This window comes from Rhizobium redzepovicii (assembly GCF_019793435.1).
Classification (GTDB): Bacteria; Pseudomonadota; Alphaproteobacteria; order Rhizobiales; family Rhizobiaceae; genus Rhizobium; species Rhizobium redzepovicii.
In genome coordinates, this window is record NZ_JAILYH010000032.1 from 23,961 (window position 1) to 38,527 (window position 14,567).

Here is a 14,567-nt window from a genome sequence, read left to right on the forward strand (position 1 = left end):
CGTGCCCAGCCAACGAGCACATTTGATCAAGTTTAGCATTCGGCACACTTGGATTAGGCGGACGGCGGGGAAAGTCGTGCTCCGCATCGCCTTGGTGCTGTCGAGGTCAAGTCCGATCGGCCGCTCCACCGCCCCGCCAACGCGCAATCTCCAGTCTCGCGCATCGAGATCCGGCGGCGGGAAATGGTTTCGCACGAAGAACAGCTCGGTTGGGATCACACGATCGGAGAGCGACGCAAACGGAAACTCGATATTTTCAGGGGATTTCTGTCGAACTATTAGGCTGGGCCGCTCTGGTGTCGGCATCGTCCTCGTCTCCCTTCCAAGAGCACAACGTCGGCACACGGTCGCACGAACTCTGGTTCGATCACACCGCCCTCGCATTGCGCCTGTCGCGTTCTGACTTCGGCCGCATTCTAGCATATACCCCGCGTCCTCGGATCGACCTTGAACGGCAGCAAAGGGCCGATCTCAGACCTCGGCGGCAAGAACTCCGATGCCCGCTTTTTCGTTTTGGGGGTTCCAGCAGTGGACGGTCGGCCACCGGCCCCAAAGCGGTCGTTCACCCGATCCGTTGTGACGGTTATTCTTGGCGCATTGCAGTCCTACGTCTGTTGGGGCTTCCCTATCAATGTGATTTGCGATCCAAGACCGGCAAACTCGGGCTTTGACCAACGAGCCCGAGCCTAAGGCCAATCCGCATAACCCGAGGACAGCATGCTGTTTTCCGCGCCGGCGGACGCGCGGGCGATGTCGCGGTAGCCGGCAGGGGAAAGGCCGGTCTTGCGCTTGAAGAAATGACTGAAATAGGTCGGGTCGCGAAAGCCGAGGCTGTCGGAGATTTCCTGGATATTGCGGGCCGAGCGCTCCAATCTGAGCTTTGCCTCCTGTACCACGCGCTCATGCAGTAGCTGGATCGGCGAGCGGCCGAGCGCCCTCTGGCAGATCGCATGAAGCCGGTCGGCGGTGACGCCCAGTTCTGCGGCATAATCGCTGATCGGCCGATGCCGGCGGAAACCGGCCTCGACCAGTTGCCGATATCGCTGCAGGATCGATCCGGTTTCGCCCTGCCCGCGCGGCTCGCTTCTCTCGCCGCCGGAACCGCGCCATAGCGTCATCAGGATCAGGCGCATATAGGCCGAAGCCACCATCCAGGAAGAGCGGGAGGGATCGGCGAGTTCCCGCACGAAGCCCGAAATCAACGGATTGATTTCGGCCGCCAGCAAGGGGTCCGTCGCCTCGACCAGCTTGCGCTGCTCAGTGAAAATGCGCAGCGAATAGGATTCCACCTTGTCGCCGATCGCATCGACCATGACCTGCGCCGAGGCTCCGACGAGATGGGCCGCAGTTCCGGCAGAAATCGACAGGTCGCAACGCGCCTGCGGCGGCAGGAAGGCAAGCAGCGGCCCCTGCAATATCCGATCTTCGCCACTGTCGAAATGAAGCTCGGCTCGCCCCTCCCCGAGCAGCAGGAAATGATAGAAGTCGGCATAAAGTCCTTTTTGCAGACGGATGCGCCGATGCAACAGCGAAGGCGCATGCCATTCGCCCCTGGCATAATGATGAATTCCGCCGTCCGTCACCAAGGCTTCTCCTCCGCTTGCCGCTAAACACTGCGGCATTCACCGGATAATTACAATATTAACCCAATAAATCGCATTCCATCCGCAATCGATCGGCGTAACCTGATCGTCATCAGCCTTTGGGAGGAGGCATTCCGATAGACGCGGCAACGCTGAGACAGCCTTCGGGCTGATGCGTCCGCGCGTCTTCTCCCCTTGGCAACAATGCGGGGTGAAACGGTGTTTTCGGCAAAGCTGATGATCAACAACGAGGCGATGGAGGCTTCCCAAGGGGCGACCTTCGAACGCATCGATCCGCTGACCGGCGATGTCGCAACGGTCGCCTCGGCGGGATCCGTCGCCGACATGACGCGGGCCGCCAATGCGGCCGCTGCCGCCTTTCCCGATTGGTCGCAGACAGGCCCCGGCGAACGGCGCCGGCTGCTGAATGCCGCAGCCGATCTCCTGGAGGCCCGCACGCCGGAGCTTATTGCCGCCATGACCGGCGAAACCGGCGCCACCACGCAATGGGCGGCGATCAATTGCGGGCTCGGCGCCGAAATTCTTCGCGAGGCGGCAGCGATGACCACGCAAATCTCGGGCGAACTCATTCCGTCGGGCATTCCTGGCAGCCTCGCCATGGCCGTGCGCCAGCCGGCCGGTGTCTGCGTCGGCATCGCCCCCTGGAATGCGCCGATTATTCTCGGCACCCGCGCCGTCGCCATGCCGCTGGCCTGCGGCAACACCGTCGTGCTCAAGGCCTCCGAACTCTGCCCGAAGACCCATGGCCTGATCGGCGACATCCTGCGCGATGCCGGTTTTCCGCGCGGCGTCGTCAATGTCGTCTCAAATGCGCCAGGCGATGCCGCCGTCGTCGTCGATGCCTTGATCGCCCATCCGGCCGTGCGCCGCATCAATTTCACCGGCTCCACCCGTGTCGGCAGGATCATCGCCGAATCCTCGGCAAGGCATCTGAAGCACTGCCTGCTCGAACTCGGCGGCAAGGCGCCGTTCATCGTGCTTGCCGACGCCGATATCGACGAGGCGGTCAGTGCCGCCGCCTTCGGCGCCTTCATGAACCAGGGCCAGATCTGCATGTCGACGGAGCGCATCATCCTGCTGGATGAGATCGCCGACCATTTCGTCGGCAAGTTCGGGATGAAAGCTGCCACCCTCGTCGCAGGCCACCCCGGGGAAGGCAATACGCCGCTCGGCACCCTGATCAATGCAGAGGCCGTGCGCCGCGTCAGGTCGCTGATCGACGATGCCCTGCAGAAGGGCGCGGTCCTCGTCTGCGGCGGCGAGGCGCACGGCACGCTGATGGATGCGACCGTCATCGATCACGTGACGCCGGCCATGCGCATCTACCGCGAGGAGAGCTTCGGGCCGGTCGCGGCGATCATCCGGGTCGGTAGCGTCGACGAGGCCGTGACGGTTGCCAACGACAACGAATATGGGCTTTCGGCGGCGGTTTTCAGCGCCGATGTCAATGCAGCGCTCGCCGTCGCCATGCGGCTCGAATCCGGCATCTGCCACATCAACGAAGCCACGGTTTCCGACGAGCCGCAAATGCCGTTCGGCGGCGTCAAATCGAGCGGCTACGGCCGCTTCGGCGGCAAGGCGGCGATCGACGAATTCACCGAGCTCAGATGGGTCACCATGGCATCGGGAAAACGGCAATACCCGATCTGAACCAGAGGTCGGCCGGAATGAACAGCGAAACGGGCGGGAGGCCCGCATCGAGAGGGAGGAATGATTTCATGAACGGAAGATTCAACGCGGTGACACTGACCCGCCGCTCTTTCATCGCATCGGCCGCGGCAGGCAGCGCGGCACTGGCGCTGTCCGGCCGCATGGCTTTCGCTGACGGCGACACGCTGAAGGTCGGCTTCATCAGCCCGCGCACCGGCCCGCTCGGCGGCTTCGGCGAGACGGACGGCTATGTGCTGGACCTCGCACGCAAGGCGTTGGCGAACGGCCTGCAAGCCGGCGGCAAGACCTGGAAGGTGGAGATTCTCGACCAGGACACCCAGTCCGATCCGTCGCGCGCCGGCCAGCTCGCGAAGGAGCTGATCAATAACCAGGCGATCGACCTGATGCTCGCCGTCTCGACGCCTGAAACCATCAACCCGGTGGCCGACGCCTGCGAGGCGGCCGGCGTTCCCTGCCTCTCCACGGTCATGCCCTGGGAAGCCTGGTATTTCGGCCGTGGCGCCAAGCCGGGGGCGCCCTCCCCGTTCAAATGGACCTATCATTTCGGCTTCGGCGTCGAAGAGTTCCACAAAGCCTATGTTTCGCAATGGAACCTGATCGAGACCAACAAGAAGGTCGGCGTAATGTATCCGAACGACGCCGACGGCAACGCGATCCGCGCCCATTTGGCGCCCGCCCTTGCCACGGCCGGCTTCACCATTGTCGATCCCGGCGCCTATGAAACTGGAACCACCGATTTTACCGCACAGATCGCTCTCTTTCGGCAAGAGGGCGTGGAGATCTTCAATTCCTTCCCGATCCCGCCCGATTTCGCCGCCTTCTGGCGCCAGGCCGCGCAGCAGGGTCTCACCCAGCAGATCAAGATCTGCCAGGTCGCCAAGACGGGCCTGTTTCCCTCCGACATCGAGGCGCTCGGCGATCTCGGCATGAACATCGGCAGCGCCGCCTACTGGCACAAGGCCTTCCCTTACAAATCCACGCTGACCGGCGTGTCGGGAACCGAACTCGCAGACGGCTACGAAACGGCGAGCGGCAAACAGTGGACGCAGCAGCTGGGCGCCAGCCTGGCGCTTCTCGATGCCGGCTTCGATGCGCTGAAAGCGAGCAGCGACGTCAAGAGCAAGGAAGCCGTCGCCAAGGCGATTGCCACGCTGAAAACCACCACGATCGCCGGCAAGGTCGATTTCACCAGCGGCCCGGTCGCCAATGTCTCGCCCGGGCCAATCATCGGCACGCAATGGGTGAAGGCGCCGGAAGGCTCGAAATTCGCGCTCGACTATGTCGTCACCGAAAACGCCACCGATCCCAACGTCCCGGTCGGCGCCAAGCTCATCGCTTATAACGGGTAACGCACGGTGCAGCAGCTAGCTCAAAATCGGCCGGGAGGAGCCTTTCTCTCGGCCAAAGGCATCCACAAGCAGTTCGGCGCCCTCGTCGTCCTGGAGAACCTGGACTTTTCCATGGGCGATGGCGATGCGGTCGGCATCGTCGGGCCGAACGGCGCCGGCAAGACGACGCTGCTCTCCGTGCTCGCAGGCGCCTTCCCGCCAAGTGCTGGAACCATCACCTTCGACGGCGCCGACGTCACGGGCCGGACGGCGGCGGAGCGCTGCCGGTCCGGGCTGGTGCGGACCCATCAAGTGCCCAAACCCTTCAGCGGCATGACGACCTTCGAAAATGTCTTCGTCGCCGCATCGCACGGCCATGCCGCAAGCCGCGACGAAGCCTATCAGCGTGTGGTGGATTCGCTTTCGCTCTGCGGCATGCTTGGCGTCGCCAACCGTCCGGCCGACACGCTCGGCCTTCTCGATCGCAAACGCCTGGAGCTTGCGCGTGCGCTCGCCACGCAGCCGCGGCTGCTGCTGCTCGACGAGATCGGCGGCGGCCTGACCGATGGCGAAGCGAGCGAGCTCGTGGAAACCATCCTCGAATTGCGCCGCCGCGGCATCGGCATCGTCTGGATCGAGCATATCGTTCATATCCTGCTGCGGGTGGCGGAACGGCTGATCTGCATGGACGCCGGCAGGATCATTGCCGATGGCGAGCCGAAAGCGGTCATGAGCAATGCCGAGGTGGTCAAAGCCTATCTCGGAGGGACGCCGGCATGAGCCTCCTTTCCATCCGCGACCTCGACGTCCGCCACGGCCTGCTCCAGGCGGTGCGCGGGGTCAGTTTCGATATCGCCAAGGGCGAGGTGCTGGCGCTGGTCGGCGCCAACGGCGCGGGCAAGACGACGTTGCTCCGATCGATCGCCGGCGCCCACCTTCCGTCTGCCGGGCGCGTTCTTCTCAACGATGAAGACCTGGCCTCCGTGCCTTCCCACAAACGGATCGCCAAGGGCATCGCCCTCGTGCCGGAGGGCCGCCGGCTGTTTTCGCAGATGACCGTGGAAGAGAACCTGCTTCTCGGAAAGAGTTGCGGCCGGACGGGCGAGTGGAGCATCGATCGCGTCCTCGACGCCTTCCCGAACCTCAAACCCCGCCGCCACGCCAAGACGGGGCACCTGTCGGGCGGCGAACAGCAGGCGACCGCGATCGGCCGGGCGCTGATGAGCAACCCTGACATTCTGCTGCTTGACGAAGTCTCGCTCGGGCTTTCGCCGCTGGTCGTGGACCGCGTCTACGCTCAGTTGCAGGCATTGCTGACCTCAGGAACAACAATCGTGCTCGTCGAGCAGGATCTTGCGCGCGCCATGAGCGTCGCAAGCCGTGTCATCTGCATGCTGGAAGGACGCATCGTGCTCGACCGGCCGGCTGCGGCCGTCACCCGCGAGCACGTCACCCAGGCCTATTTCGGGCTGCACCGGGCAGCCGGCGAAAGGAGCCCATCATGATCAACTCCCTCATCCAGGGCATCCTGCTCGGCGGCTATTACGCCGTCATCGCCTGCGGCTTGTCCTTCATGTTTTCGGTCATGCGAATCATCAATCTCGCCCATGGCAGCCTGGCGGTCGCGGCCGCCTACGGGCTGTGGCTGCTTGCCGCCAAGGCCGGCATCCCGCCTTTCGCCGGCCTGCTGATCGTGCTGCCCGTCATGGCGGTGATCGGCTGGCTGCTGCAGCGCTTCATCCTCGAACGCAGCGGCCGCGGCGGCACGCTGCTGCCGATCCTCACCACCTTCGGCCTGTCGATCGTCATCGACAATCTGCTGTTCGAGCAGTTCGGCGCCGATACACGGTCGCTCGCACCCTTCATCGGCAACCTGTCCTATGCGTCCTGGCAGTTGCTGGGCAACATCTTCGTCGGCAAGTTTGCCGTGATGATGATGGTGACGGCAATCCTCCTTCTCGGCGCGCTGCAATTCTTCCTTAGCCGCTTTGCGCTCGGCCGCGCCATCCGCGCCACGGCCGAAGACCCCGATACGGCGGGGCTGGTCGGCATCGATGCGCGCCGGGTGAATGCCGTCGCCACCGCGATCACCATGGTGACGATCGGGATCGCCGGCGCCTTTCTCGGCATGCGGGCGACCTTCAGCCCCTATGCCGGCGGGCCGCAGCTGCTCTTCGCCTTCGAGGCGGCCGTGATTGGCGGAGCGGGATCGCTCTGGGGCACGCTTGCCGGCGGCATCATTCTCGGCCTCGCCCAATCGCTCGGCGCGCAGCTGCATCCGCAAGGCTTTCTGATCGGCGGCCATGCCGTGTTTCTGCTGGTCCTTTTCGTCAGGCTGTCCCGCTTCGGCATGCCTCAACTCGACAAGCTCGGCGCATTCTTGAATTTTCGCGCCCGTCTTCGGAGCCCGACATGACATTCGTCTCTAACGGAATATCGATAGAGCGCTGGACGAGAGCTTCGCGGCTGGCGCTTGGCTCGATGGCCGCAGTGCTTGCCCTGCTGGCGCTCGCTCCCGCCGTGCTCGGCGCCGGCGCGATCGACAGGCTGACGGCCCTCTTCATCTACGTGATCCTTGCCGCCATGTGGAATGCGCTCGCCGGTTTCGGCGGGTTGGTCTCGGTCGGCCAGCAGGTGTTCTTCGGCCTCGGCGCCTATTTCACCATTCGGCTCGCCGATGCCGGGCTCGACCCCTTCGTCTCGGTCTTTGCCGCCGCGATCGTGACCGGCGCGCTGTCGATCCCACTCTCGCTCTTCATGCTGCGGCTGAAGGGCGGCGAATTCGCGATCGGCATGTGGGTCGTGGCCGAGCTCGCCCATCTGCTCGTCAATCTCGACCGGCTGATTCAGGGGGAAACCGGGACGTCGCTGATCTCGCTCAACCTCTATGACAGCGGCATGCGGCGGGCAACGATCTACTGGCTTGCGCTGGCGTCCATGGCGGCCCTGCTCGGCGCTCTCTTCATGCTGATGCGCAGCCGCGCAGGGGCAGCGATGCAGGCAATCCGCGACAATGAAGAGGCGGCGACCTCGGTCGGCGTGCGGGTGACCGCGACCAAGCGTCTGCTCTTCGTGCTCGCCGCTTTCGGCATTGCGGTCGCCGGCGGCCTGTGGCTGGCGACCGCCACCACCTTCCAGCCGAAGACCTATTTCAGCGTCCAATGGACGGCCTACATGATCTTCATGGTGCTGGTCGGCGGGATCGGCAAGTTCGAAGGCGCTATCCTCGGAGCCATCCTGTTCTTCCTCATCGAGACCTTCTTCGGCGGAGCCGGCGTCTGGTATCTGATCGGCCTCGGCGCCACCGCCCTGATTTTCTCCCTCTACCTCCCACGCGGGCTCTGGGGCGAAGTAGAGCGTCGCTTCGACTTCCAGCTTCTGCCCGTCGGCTACCGGCTGAAACTTCCCGGTCCGATCAAAATCAATTGGAAAGAATGAGCCGGCTTGCTCCGGAGTTGTTGTGAAAGGTGACGTTCATGCTTTTTGGTAAAACAATCCTGGTGACCGGCGTGGCCTCCGGCATCGGTGCCCGCACGGCGGAACTGGCCGGCCAGATGGGGGCCGAGGTCATCGGCGTCGATGTCCGCGAACCGGCAAATGGAAGTGCCGTTTTCATCAAGGGCGATCTGTCCACGCCATCGGGCGTAGCCGAGATCATTGCACGGCTCCCGGCGCGTCTCGATGCGCTCGCCAATGTCGCCGGCCTTTCCGGCAGCACCGGCGTCGTCTCGACGCTCGCGGTCAATTTCTACGGTCTGCGCGCCCTGTCGGAAGCCGTGGCGCCGCGACTGCGCGAAGGCGGTGCCATCGTCAACGTCGCCTCGATCGCCGGTTACGGCTGGCGGGCCAATCTCGAGCGGGCGAAGTCGCTGACATCAGTCGAGGGCTTCCCCGATGTGGCGGCGATCGTTGCCGAACACGGTCTCAAGGACGAGCAAGCCTATCCGCTCTCCAAAGAGCTTCTGCTGCTTTGGACGATGCGCGCAGCCCACCAGCCGCTGTTCAAACAGCGCGGCATCCGCGTCAATGCTGTGAGCCCCGGGCCGGTGGAAACGCCGATCCTCAAACAATTCCGCGCCGTGCTCGGCGATGCCAGGGTCGACAGCGACATCACCCGCGTCGGCCGCGCCGGCACTGCCGCCGATATCGCGCCCGCCGTGCTCTTCCTCTGCTCGGATGGCGGACGCTGGATCAACGGCGCCAATCTCGCCGCCGACGGCGGCCTCGAAGCGTCTATCAACGCCGACGTCCTCGGCTTCTAGTTTTCTTGAGGAGACCTACGATGAATATTTCCCTGCTTATCAATGGCGCGGACCGCGCGGCCTCCGGCGGCCGGACCTATGACCGCATCGATCCCTTCACCGAAAAGCTCGCCAGCCGCGCCGCCGCGGCAAATCTGGACGATGTTGCCGCCGCCGTTAATGCCGCTTCCGCCGCCTTCAGCACCTGGTCGAAGACCGGCCCCGGCCAGCGCCGCGCCATCCTGATGAAGGCTGCCGACATCATGGATTCGAAAGTGGGCGAGTTTACCCAGTTGATGATCGAGGAAACGGGCGCCACCGCGCCTTGGGCCGGCTTCAACGTCATGCTCGCCGCAAACATCCTGCGCGAGGCCGGCGCCATGACGACGCAAATCACCGGCGAAATCATCCCTTCCGACAAACCCGGCACGCTCGCCATGGGCGTTCGCCAGGCCGCCGGCGTCTGCCTTGCCATCGCGCCCTGGAACGCGCCCGTCATCCTTGCCACCCGCGCCATCGCCATGCCGATCGCCTGCGGCAACAGCGTCATTCTCAAGGCATCCGAACAATGCCCGGGCACGCACCGGCTGATCGCGACGGTGCTGACGGAAGCAGGCCTGCCCGCCGGCGTCATCAACGTCATTACTAATGCGCCGAAGGATGCGCCGGAGATCGTCACCGCGCTCATCGCCCATTCCGCCGTCAGGCGCGTCAACTTCACCGGCTCAACAAAAGTCGGCAAGATCATCGCCGAGACTTGCGGCAAATATCTCAAACCCGCCCTTCTCGAACTCGGTGGCAAGGCCCCGCTTGTTATCCTTGACGACGCCGATATCGACGGCGCCGTCAATGCCGCCATTTTCGGCGCTTTCATGCATCAGGGACAGATCTGCATGTCAACCGAGCGGATCATCGTCGATAGCTCGATCGCCGATCAATTCGTCGCCAAACTCGCCGCCCGCGCCAGCCAGCTCCCGGCCGGCGATCCGCGCGGCCATGTCGTTCTCGGCTCGCTGATCAGCCTCGATGCCGCCAAGAAGATGGAAGAGCTGATCGCCGATGCGACGGCCAAGGGCGCGAAACTCGTGGCCGGCGGCAAACGCACCGGCACCGTGGTCGAGGCCACACTGCTCGACCACGTCACATCGGACATGCGCGTCTATGCGGAAGAATCCTTCGGCCCGGTCAAGCCGATCATTCGCGTCTCGGGCGAGGAAGAAGCGATTCGCATCGCCAACGATACCGAATATGGCCTGTCATCCGCCGTCTTCAGCCGCAACATCCAGCGGGCAATGGCGGTTGCGGCGCGGATCGAATCCGGCATCTGCCACATCAACGGCCCGACCGTGCACGACGAGGCGCAAATGCCCTTCGGCGGCGTCAAGGGCAGCGGCTACGGCCGCTTCGGCGGCAAGGCGGCAATCGCCGAGTTCACCGATCTGCGCTGGATCACGGTCGAGGATTCCGCCCAGCATTATCCGTTCTGATAGGGAGACGCATCACCGCGCCACAACGGCCATTGCGGTTGTGGCGCGGTCGATATTCAGGCCGAGAACCCATCCAGCGCATCGGCAAGCTTCAGCCAGAGATCATGGGGAGGCGAAGGAATCGGCCGCGATTCTTCATCGGAGACGGGGATTCCGAAGGCGGTACCGTTCGACCTGAAGCTGGCCAGCATCCGGCGAAATTTCGCCGCCTTGTCCGCGAACTGGTCCGAACCTCGCTCCCCCAGGACCGTGCGGATCGTCACCAGGGCGAGATTGAAGTTCTTCTGCATCCGGCAGATCGTCAAAGGCGCCGCCGTCCAGCACGATGACAGGCCCGCTCATCTCATCGACAGCCTGCCTTAGAACTCGGGCAGACTCGGCGATAGCCGGCAGGAACCAAATCCTTCGCTCATCTCTTCGGTCGAAAACTGATTCTGAACCTGCGCGGTAAGCAAATGACGGCGCACATCAAGCGAATCTACGAACCGAAGCAAGACAAGGACGGCATCCGCATTCTCGTCGACAGGCTCTGGCCGCGCGGACTGAGCAAGCAGGATGCGGCAGTCGATCTCTGGCTGAAGGAGGTCGCGCCGAGCCCGGCGCTGCGCCGCTGGTTCGGCCACGATCCCGCCAGATGGACAGAGTTCCAGCGCCGCTACCGGGACGAGCTCGAATAGAACGCGACGGCCGTCGAAGAACTCGAACACCAGATCGGAAAATCGGACGCAACGCTTCTCTATGCGGCGAAAGACCTCCAGCACAATCACGCGATCGTGCTTCAACGCTTCCTCGGCAAAGACTGAAGCGTCGGGGCCGACGCCAACGAAACGCTGCCGCCCCGCGTAAAAAAATTCCGGGAACCTTTTCGACGGATCTGCATCCAATGCCTGCTTCCAAAGACGCGCCGGCGCGGAAGGCATTCACACGACACAAGGGAGACAGATCATGTTGAAACAGATTTTCGGTGCAGCGCTGATAGCGGCCTCGCTCGGCACGGTTTCAATCGCCGCCGATGCCAAGCCGACCGACCCTCAGATCGCCCATATCGCCTATACCGCGGGGCAGATCGATGTTACCGCCGCTGAGCAGGCATTGAAGAAAAGCAAGAATGTCGAAGTCATAGAATTCGCCAAGACCATGGAACGCGACCACAAGGCCGTCAACGACCAGGCACTCGCCCTCGTCAAGAAGCTGAAGGTGACGCCCGAAGACAACAAGATAAGCCAGTCCCTCTCGGCTCAAGCAAGCGAGGAGTTGAAGACGCTTGAGGCTCTCGACGGCGCGGCCTTCGACAAGGCCTATGTCGAAAACGAAGTCGCCTATCACAAGTCGGTCAATTCAGCGCTGTCCACGATGCTGATCCCCTCGGCTCAGAACAAGGAGCTGAAGGCGCTCCTGGAAACGGGCCTGACCCTGTTCAAGCAGCACCAGATGCATGCCGAGCATCTTGCCTCGATGATGAAGTAGGCCGGCGATGGGTTTGCCGATGAAATCGCTGCCGCTGCTGCTTGCGCTGTTTTGGGCAGGCGTCGGCGTTGCCGCTGCCACGGAATATCAGGTCCCCATTGCAGGAATGAAATTCAGCGCGCCGCCTGCCGAACTGCATGTCGACGATGTGATCGTCTGGCGAAATGATGATATATTCCGGCATACGGCAACAGCGCGTGACAAAAGCTTCGACATCGATCTGCCGCCGAAATCGGAAGGTCGCCTGATACTCAGCCGAGCGGGAGCGGTCGATTTTTACTGCCGCTTTCATCCCGCCATGACGGGCACACTGGACGTCCGGCCATAGGCCGGTCTCCTGGAAACACGGAGTAGCGGAGATTTCCATGACAGCCATTCCGGTTCCGGTCACACGACATCGACCGCTCCCATCGGCACTTGCCGACACCGACCTCGTGCCGCTGGCAAAAATCGGCGACGAGGTCGCCATCCGCGCCATCATCCAGCGTCACAATCAGCGACTGTTCCGCACCGCGCGCGCCGTCATCCGCAACGATGCGGAGGCGGAAGATGTCGTCCAGGCGTCTTACATCAAGGCCTTCGCCAATCTGGCGGCGTTCCGGGGCGAGGCGGAGCTTTCGACATGGCTGACCCGAATTGCGCTCAACGAGGCGCTGGGCCGGGTGCGAGCCCGAAGGAATACTATCGGGCTGGAGGAAATCGACATGCAGGCGACGTCGGCAGGTGGAGAGGTCGTGCAGTTTCCGTCCTCCCTATCGGCAACAGATCCGGAAACCGAGCTGTCGCGAAGCCAGGCGCGGCAGCTCCTCGAACAGGCGGTCGACGAACTCCCGGATGATTTTCGCGCCATCTTCGTGCTGCGGGATGTCGAGGGCATGAGCACCTACGAGGCCGCATCCTATCTCGGCATAAGACCCGAAACCGCCAAGACGCGGCTGCACCGGGCGCGGAAGATGATGCGCCAGTCGATTCAAAAACGGCTGTCCGGCGCCTTCTCGGCGCTGTTTCCGTTCGATGGCGCCCGCTGCGCTTTCATGGCCGACCGCGTCGTCGGGGCGCTTGCCCCGACGCTATGACGTCTCGCAATATCAGATCGGCTTCTCGAACGCGCCGGATTTGTGATCGGCACCTCGACGCCCTCGATGCAATGCCGTTCGACGCCCTCGGTGAGAGCGGACCCCTTAAAGCGTACGAACTTGATAGGCGGATAATCGAACTTGGGGCGCCAGGCCGCGCGGTCGATCGCCATCCACACAGCCGAGGGCATCTGCAGCGTCAAAAAAGGCCGCAAGTCGGTGATGGAACTCTACATCCCAAGCCCCAAGGACTTGCCGCGCTTCAGCGAGCGTTTCAGCTCCATCTGCTGCGTGAGCTCGGCACGATGACTACGACCGGCAAGGCGAGCAACCTCGCGGATACGCTCGACGTCACCATCCTGATCGGGTCCCACACGCTTCAGCTGGTCGGCGAGATCTGAGGGATCGGCGCGACCGAAGCGCGTTTCGATCGCGCTGACGATGTCCTTTGCCTCGGCAAGCGCTCGACGCCCTTCCGGTGTCCCCGCCAGTTGCTCGACGAACTTTGCCTTGTCGCTATAGGGGAGATCGTCGAGCTGGCGCAGCAGCGCCTCGCTCCGGCGGCTCGGGCCCAGAACCTCGACCACGTCCTGCTTTTCCCGCTTCCAGCGTTCCGAGCCGCATTCGGCAGCGAGGCGACGCTGCCAGGTCTTGCCGGATTGGCGAACATGCGACGCCAGCGCATCGATCCGGGAAAGCGCGTGTTTGCGTTCGGCGTTGTCTCCGAACAGGCCGGTCTTGCCGGCGAGCGCACCGATCGTCTCGGGCGAAGTGCTGAGTTGGCAGGCGAGCGCGACCGGATCTGCATTCTCATCCAGGATCCGGCCGCGCAAGGCTCCCATGGTCGCTGGCGCGTCCTTGAACACCTGCGGCGCAAGCTGCTTTGCCGCGTCCCAATCTCGTTCGAATGCCGGCATCGCCTTTGACCGTCCAACCTCTTCGACGCTCATCGCATAGGTCTTCACGGCCGCAATGAGCACGCGGCGTTCATGGTCGCCGAGATCTTGGTGTGCAGGACTGTTATCGGCGATGGTGCGGGCTGCAAGCGGCTGCGGTTTCTCCACTGGCTTGGCAACCGCCGTGTCCGGAATGCGCTGTATCCCTTTGCTGATTTCCTGAGATGCGACATCACTCTCGCCCTGCCCCCGGCGATCCTCCACGCCGCGCCGATTGGCAAGGTCATGCGTATAGTCGAGCGTCGTCTCCTTCACGCCTGATCGGCTCAGTGTCTCTGTCAGCGAGCGCACTGTCTTGAATGCATCGAGCCCGGCATAGAGCTGCACCGCCTCGCGGTGACGGGTCATCGCCACATAGGTCAGATGCCGGTCCATCGTCGTCGACGCCAGAACAAAACTCCGGTCGACGGTAGCGCCTTGCGTCTTGTGGATCGTCGTCGCGTAGCCGTGATCGAAGGCCTGGCAACTGTTCACCGGGATAGTCACGTGGCGCTGGCCATCTTGCGTCTGCGCCTTGCCGTCAAGCCGGACGTCTATTGCGTCCGGCGCGACGGCGATGACCTCGCCCAGCATGCCATTCTTGACGGCGAGATCACGATCATTCTCCAGAAAGACGATGCGGTCGCCACGCGCAAAGGATCGCTTCCCATTGTTGGTCTGGTAGGTGAGTTCCTCACCCTTATCACCAGCCGGGTTGCTGCCCTTTGCCAACTCGCCGCGATCCTGCAACCGAGCAC

At 63.3% G+C, this 14,567-nt stretch carries 14 protein-coding genes and 2 pseudogenes; 12 read left to right on the forward strand and 4 right to left on the reverse strand.

Annotated elements, in window-relative coordinates:
* Positions 1 to 686: 686 nt before the first annotated feature.
* Positions 687 to 1,586 carry a helix-turn-helix transcriptional regulator gene (locus K6N12_RS32115; protein WP_222149149.1) on the reverse strand — a complete coding sequence of 300 codons (900 nt, stop codon included), beginning with the start codon at positions 1,584 to 1,586 and terminating at the stop codon, positions 687 to 689.
* Positions 1,587 to 1,787: 201 nt separating this feature from the next.
* Between K6N12_RS32115 and K6N12_RS32120 the strand changes: the two genes are divergently transcribed.
* From K6N12_RS32120 to K6N12_RS32155, 8 genes are all read left to right on the forward strand, one after another.
* On the forward strand, positions 1,788 to 3,254 hold the full coding sequence (locus K6N12_RS32120; RefSeq protein WP_183781369.1) for an aldehyde dehydrogenase: 1,467 nt from the start codon (positions 1,788 to 1,790) through the stop codon (positions 3,252 to 3,254).
* A 68-nt stretch (positions 3,255 to 3,322) separates the two neighbouring features.
* Positions 3,323 to 4,624, forward strand: coding sequence for an ABC transporter substrate-binding protein (locus tag K6N12_RS32125; protein WP_222149150.1), 1,302 nt, complete (start codon positions 3,323 to 3,325; stop codon positions 4,622 to 4,624).
* Between the two features lie 6 nt (positions 4,625 to 4,630).
* Entirely contained in the window at positions 4,631 to 5,383 is a 753-nt protein-coding gene (locus K6N12_RS32130; protein ID WP_222149151.1) for an ABC transporter ATP-binding protein, read from the forward strand.
* Positions 5,380 to 6,108 carry an ABC transporter ATP-binding protein gene (locus K6N12_RS32135; RefSeq protein WP_097629922.1) on the forward strand — a complete coding sequence of 243 codons (729 nt, stop codon included), beginning with the start codon at positions 5,380 to 5,382 and terminating at the stop codon, positions 6,106 to 6,108. Before K6N12_RS32130 ends, K6N12_RS32135 begins: the two co-directional genes overlap by 4 nt.
* Positions 6,105 to 7,019 carry a branched-chain amino acid ABC transporter permease gene (locus tag K6N12_RS32140; protein ID WP_222149152.1) on the forward strand — a complete coding sequence of 305 codons (915 nt, stop codon included), beginning with the start codon at positions 6,105 to 6,107 and terminating at the stop codon, positions 7,017 to 7,019. The genes K6N12_RS32135 and K6N12_RS32140 overlap by 4 nt, the downstream gene beginning before the upstream one ends.
* The gene (locus K6N12_RS32145) at positions 7,016 to 8,041 is read left to right on the forward strand and encodes a branched-chain amino acid ABC transporter permease (RefSeq protein ID WP_183781377.1); all 1,026 of its coding nucleotides are present in this window, start codon (positions 7,016 to 7,018) and stop codon (positions 8,039 to 8,041) included. The genes K6N12_RS32140 and K6N12_RS32145 overlap by 4 nt, the downstream gene beginning before the upstream one ends.
* A 38-nt stretch (positions 8,042 to 8,079) precedes the next feature.
* The gene (locus K6N12_RS32150) at positions 8,080 to 8,865 is read left to right on the forward strand and encodes a coniferyl-alcohol dehydrogenase (RefSeq protein WP_183781379.1); all 786 of its coding nucleotides are present in this window, start codon (positions 8,080 to 8,082) and stop codon (positions 8,863 to 8,865) included.
* 20 nt (positions 8,866 to 8,885) lie between these two features.
* Positions 8,886 to 10,331 (forward strand): aldehyde dehydrogenase, encoded by a 1,446-nt coding sequence (locus K6N12_RS32155; RefSeq protein ID WP_222135226.1) that lies wholly within the window; start codon positions 8,886 to 8,888, stop codon positions 10,329 to 10,331.
* A gap of 56 nt (positions 10,332 to 10,387) precedes the next feature.
* On the opposite strand, the gene K6N12_RS32160 is transcribed toward K6N12_RS32155, so the two are convergent.
* Positions 10,388 to 10,621: a hypothetical protein gene (locus K6N12_RS32160; RefSeq protein WP_222135225.1), complete on the reverse strand. Its 234-nt coding sequence runs from the start codon at positions 10,619 to 10,621 to the stop codon at positions 10,388 to 10,390.
* 165 nt (positions 10,622 to 10,786) lie between these two features.
* Between K6N12_RS32160 and K6N12_RS32165 the strand changes: the two are divergent.
* The 4 genes and pseudogenes from K6N12_RS32165 (at position 10,787) to K6N12_RS32180 (ending at position 12,874) form a co-directional block, all read left to right on the forward strand.
* Positions 10,787 to 11,134: pseudogene (locus K6N12_RS32165) on the forward strand (DUF488 domain-containing protein).
* 142 nt (positions 11,135 to 11,276) lie between these two features.
* The gene (locus K6N12_RS32170; protein ID WP_222135224.1) at positions 11,277 to 11,798 is read left to right on the forward strand and encodes a DUF4142 domain-containing protein; all 522 of its coding nucleotides are present in this window, start codon (positions 11,277 to 11,279) and stop codon (positions 11,796 to 11,798) included.
* A gap of 7 nt (positions 11,799 to 11,805) precedes the next feature.
* On the forward strand, positions 11,806 to 12,126 hold the full coding sequence (locus tag K6N12_RS32175; RefSeq protein ID WP_222135223.1) for a cupredoxin domain-containing protein: 321 nt from the start codon (positions 11,806 to 11,808) through the stop codon (positions 12,124 to 12,126).
* A gap of 37 nt (positions 12,127 to 12,163) precedes the next feature.
* Positions 12,164 to 12,874 (forward strand): RNA polymerase sigma factor, encoded by a 711-nt coding sequence (locus tag K6N12_RS32180; RefSeq protein WP_222135222.1) that lies wholly within the window; start codon positions 12,164 to 12,166, stop codon positions 12,872 to 12,874.
* A gap of 26 nt (positions 12,875 to 12,900) precedes the next feature.
* On the opposite strand, the pseudogene K6N12_RS34895 reads toward K6N12_RS32180, so the two are convergent.
* Together K6N12_RS34895 and K6N12_RS32185 are read right to left on the reverse strand one after the other, a co-directional pair.
* A pseudogene (locus K6N12_RS34895) lies at positions 12,901 to 13,077 on the reverse strand (type IV toxin-antitoxin system AbiEi family antitoxin domain-containing protein); the annotation flags it as partial.
* A gap of 27 nt (positions 13,078 to 13,104) precedes the next feature.
* Positions 13,105 to 14,567 (reverse strand): BID domain-containing protein (locus tag K6N12_RS32185; protein ID WP_222149153.1); only part of this gene is annotated, 1,463 nt, incomplete at its 5' end.

Bases quoted from the DNA above. Each gene is read 5' to 3' on its own strand.
- K6N12_RS32120 (WP_183781369.1), top strand. From the start codon at position 1,788: ATGCGGGGTGAAACGGTGTTTTCGGCAAAGCTGATGATCAACAACGAG.
- K6N12_RS32175 (WP_222135223.1), top strand. From the start codon at position 11,806: ATGGGTTTGCCGATGAAATCGCTGCCGCTGCTGCTTGCGCTGTTTTGG.
- K6N12_RS32150 (WP_183781379.1), top strand. From the start codon at position 8,080: ATGCTTTTTGGTAAAACAATCCTGGTGACCGGCGTGGCCTCCGGCATC.
- K6N12_RS32125 (WP_222149150.1), top strand. From the start codon at position 3,323: ATGAACGGAAGATTCAACGCGGTGACACTGACCCGCCGCTCTTTCATC.
- K6N12_RS32155 (WP_222135226.1), top strand. From the start codon at position 8,886: ATGAATATTTCCCTGCTTATCAATGGCGCGGACCGCGCGGCCTCCGGC.
- K6N12_RS32160 (WP_222135225.1), bottom strand. From the start codon at position 10,621: ATGCAGAAGAACTTCAATCTCGCCCTGGTGACGATCCGCACGGTCCTG.
- K6N12_RS32135 (WP_097629922.1), top strand. From the start codon at position 5,380: ATGAGCCTCCTTTCCATCCGCGACCTCGACGTCCGCCACGGCCTGCTC.
- K6N12_RS32140 (WP_222149152.1), top strand. From the start codon at position 6,105: ATGATCAACTCCCTCATCCAGGGCATCCTGCTCGGCGGCTATTACGCC.
- K6N12_RS32145 (WP_183781377.1), top strand. From the start codon at position 7,016: ATGACATTCGTCTCTAACGGAATATCGATAGAGCGCTGGACGAGAGCT.
- K6N12_RS32180 (WP_222135222.1), top strand. From the start codon at position 12,164: ATGACAGCCATTCCGGTTCCGGTCACACGACATCGACCGCTCCCATCG.
- K6N12_RS32170 (WP_222135224.1), top strand. From the start codon at position 11,277: ATGTTGAAACAGATTTTCGGTGCAGCGCTGATAGCGGCCTCGCTCGGC.